At 68.5% G+C, this 2,991-nt stretch carries 2 protein-coding genes and 1 pseudogene; 2 read left to right on the forward strand and 1 reads right to left on the reverse strand.

The window, feature by feature from the left end; all coding sequences use genetic code 11:
* Both DMB66_RS58595 and DMB66_RS58600 read left to right on the forward strand, forming a co-directional pair.
* Nucleotides 1-621, forward strand: a pseudogene (locus DMB66_RS58595) (DNA recombination/repair protein RecA); the annotation flags it as partial.
* Between the two features lie 349 nt (nucleotides 622-970).
* Nucleotides 971-1,780, forward strand: coding sequence for a regulatory protein RecX (locus DMB66_RS58600; protein WP_370321495.1), 810 nt, complete (start codon nucleotides 971-973; stop codon nucleotides 1,778-1,780).
* A 569-nt stretch (nucleotides 1,781-2,349) separates the two neighbouring features.
* Here the strand turns inward: DMB66_RS58600 and DMB66_RS62105 are convergent.
* On the reverse strand, nucleotides 2,350-2,991 hold a 642-nt coding region (locus DMB66_RS62105; RefSeq protein WP_158647723.1), incomplete at its 5' end, for a hypothetical protein.

The raw sequence follows: 2,991 nt of genomic DNA on the forward strand, positions 1-2,991 counted from the left end.
GTCATCGACTCGGTGGCTGCGCTCGTGCCGCGCGCCGAGATCGAGGGCGAGATGGGTGACAGCCACGTCGGTCTGCAGGCCCGCCTGATGAGCCAGGCGCTGCGTAAGATCACCGGCATCCTGAACAATTCCGGAACGACCGCGATCTTCATCAACCAGCTCCGCGAGAAGATCGGCGTCATGTTCGGCTCGCCCGAGACCACGACCGGTGGCCGGGCGCTGAAGTTCTACTCGTCGGTGCGCCTCGACGTGCGCCGCATCGAGAGCCTCAAGGACGGCACGGACGTGGTCGGCAACCGCACCCGCGTCAAGGTCGTGAAGAACAAGGTCGCCGCGCCGTTCAAGCAGGCCGAATTCGACATCATGTATGGCAAGGGCATCTCCCGTGAGGGCTCCCTGATCGACGTCGGCGTCGAGCAGAGCATCGTCCGCAAGTCCGGTGCCTGGTATACGTACGACGGTGACCAGCTGGGTCAGGGCAAGGAGAAGGCGCGCGAGTTCCTGAAGGAGAACCCGGACGTCGCGGCCGAGATCGAGAAGAAGATCCTGGAGAAGCTCGGCGTGGGCCAGACCACCGGCGACGCCGCCGGCGGCCCGGAGTTGCCCCCCGTCGACTTCTGACAGATGCGAACGTCGACGCCACCATCTGTGGAACCCGGCCCACCCGGGCCGGGTTCACCCCGTCCGTCGAAGGCGGACGCCACCAACCGATCCGATGCCCGCCCGGTCGACGCTCCGGGCGTCCGGATGGCTGGTGGATTGGTCGCCGTGACGATCGTCGCGCGCGCGGATGCCGCACCTGCCGAGGCCGCCCGGGCCCGGGCTTGGGCCGACCTCGATCGGGCCAAGGGTGACGAACGTGCCAGCGGTCGGCCGACCGCCACAGCGATCGTCGGTAAGAGGCCGTTGGCGGAGCCTTCGCCCGCCGGCGAGCCCGGATCCGTGCTCGTATCAGGGCGGGGCTGAGGTCATGGCCGGTCGACGTGGCGCGAGGTCCGGACGAGGCTGGGATGCGATCCCGCCCCGCCCGGCGCAGGATGATCCTTCTGGTGGCGAGCTCCGGCCCGACGAGCCGGAACGCGGCAACGTCGCGGGCCGGCGCCGCCGGAGCTCGCCGGAGGGTTCCTCGTCCGGCGCCTTTGGCGCATCCGGCAGCCGTGACTTCGGCAGCGGCGGACGCTCCCGGATAGGCAACGGCGAGCGTGCCGGAAGGGGCGCCGCCGAGCGGCCGCCTGAGCCGCCACGCAGCGAGTCCGAGGTGGCGCGCGACATCTGCCTCCGGCAGCTTGCCGTGCGGCCACGCACGCGTGCCGAGTTGGCGAAGACGCTGGCCCGCAAGGAGATCTCCGAAGAGGTGATCGCCGAGGTCCTCGACCGCTACGACGAGGTCGGGATCATCGACGACGCCGCCTTCGCGCGAATGTGGGTGTCGACCCGGCACCAGGGCCGCGGACTGGCCCGCCGAGCCCTCGCCAACGAGTTGCGTCAGCACGGCGTGGAGCCCGACGTGGCCACCGAGGCCCTGGAAACGCTGGACGACGAGGAGGAGGCGACCACGGCGCGCGCCCTGGTCGATCGCAAGCTGCGCTCCGCCCGGGGCACTCCCGATCAGGTGTTTCGCCGGCTCGTAGGCATGCTGGCCCGCAAGGGCTATCCGGCCGGCGTAGCAATCCAGGCGGTGAAGGAGGCGCTTGCCGCACGCGACGAGGAAGCCGCGGCCTTCGCCGACCAGATCGACGCGGATGCCCTCGCGGACGAAGCGACCGACCTGCTTTCCTGAGCGCCGCCAACTTCCTCTTCCGGGCACCGCCAGCTCTCTCGTCTGAGTGCCACCGACCTTCTCGTCTGAGAGTTGCCGGCTTCCTCGTCTGAGTGCCACCGACCTTCTCGTCTGAGAGTTGCCGCCTCTTCTTCGGAGCGCCACCGACTCTCTGCGTTCCACCTACGACACGCCGAACTCATGCCTATCGCGACGCGATTGCGTGATGGTTCTCGGCCGCCTGACGTAGCGCAGTGTCATTGGTCGGTAATCGTTTGTCGTACTTCCGAGGGTGCGGATTTCGCAGGGCTTAGTCGCGGATCCGAACCGGGCGTAGAGCTCTGGCTCGGTGTGGAAAGCGATGGTCACTCTCTGCTCCACGGCCGATGCTCTGGTTGTCGGTGACGACTCGCCGCATCGGGTTAGCAGGTCACTTCTTTCCGGGCCGCCAGGACGCTGCTGACTGCAACACATGGCTGGTCACGGGTGGCACGACGGGCGGCCCGAGGTGGCCGGCACGCATCTGGGCGCCAGCGTGTGAATGCCGCGCGTGGCCGCATTCGTCGGTCCATGTGAGCTGTAGGTCACATCTATTGGGTGCGTCCTCGACGAGCTTGCCTAGCCACGTGTGGACAGTTTCTTGTCGCCCGTAGGCGGGCGCTGGACCGTCCTCGCGAATGCCGATCGGGCCGGGTGTCCGACTTCTGCCATATTGTCAACCGTGGATAGAAATCGACGCTGGATTGCCGGTATGTTGCAGCCCGGACTACGAGGGCCGCCGTCCATTGCGGATGGCGGCCCTGCCAAGTACGGGGAGGAAAATGAAGACGAATCGACTCGCACGCCATCGCGGCGTGCGTGCTGCGGCTCGATGGGGCGTCATCATCATCGGCGCCGTCGGTGTGGCTGCCCTCGCGGGTGCCAGCGCCGCCAATGCCTCGACCGTCACGGACTCCATGCGAGGCGTCCTCGTGCTCACCGAGCCGGCTGCCGCGGGAGAAGAGGGCACAACCGCGGACGAGGATGACCCGGACGACCCGGGCGGCGGCGGAGGCGGCGAGGACCCGGGCGACCCCGGTGAGGACCCGGGCGGTGAAGATCCGGGTGGAGAGGACCCCGGTGGTGAAGACCCGGGCGGTGAGGACCCCGGTGGTGAAGACCCGGGTGGTGAAGACCCCGGTGGCGAGGATCCGGGTGGCGAGGATCCGGGCGGCGAGGATCCGGGTGGAGAG

The organism is Actinoplanes sp. ATCC 53533 (assembly GCF_003947245.1).